1 protein-coding gene is annotated in these 436 nt (G+C 51.1%); it reads left to right on the top strand.

The window, feature by feature from the left end; translation table 11 throughout:
- On the top strand, nt 1–273 hold a 273-nt coding region (locus GFJ41_RS21130; protein WP_206001614.1), incomplete at its 5' end, for a hypothetical protein.
- Nucleotides 274–436: the final 163 nt, after the last annotated feature.

Below are 436 nucleotides of genomic sequence, written 5' to 3' on the forward strand. Positions count from 1 at the left end.
AAGGCCCTGGACATGAACACCGCCGAGGACGCCATTGTTAGGCTCACCAGGGAGGTCGTGCCCGGCATGATCATCACCGGCATGGAAGTTGCAGAAATCGACGGAGCTCCGAGAATGGGACCGACATTCGGAGCGATGATGATCTCAGGGCAGAAGGCGGCGCACTTGGCGTTGAGGGCGTTGGGGTTGCCGAATGCTCTGGACGGAGTCAACGCCGGTCAACCGGAGTTGGTTCTGGCGTCGGCGGAGGGCGATGAGGTCGTAGACGCTTAAATTGGAGGGAGCTTAGCTTAAGTGATTGGTCCCAAATAAATAAACGGAGATTAGAAGATAGATTAATTTAAATTTGGGTGAGGTGGTATGCTTTGATCCTTTCTTGTTGGCTTTTCATCTCATGTTCATCATCTTTCTTCTATATGTGGATTATATATCAGCC

It is taken from the genome of Paraclostridium dentum (assembly GCF_012922555.1).
Lineage (GTDB): Bacteria > Bacillota > Clostridia > Peptostreptococcales > Peptostreptococcaceae > Paraclostridium > Paraclostridium dentum.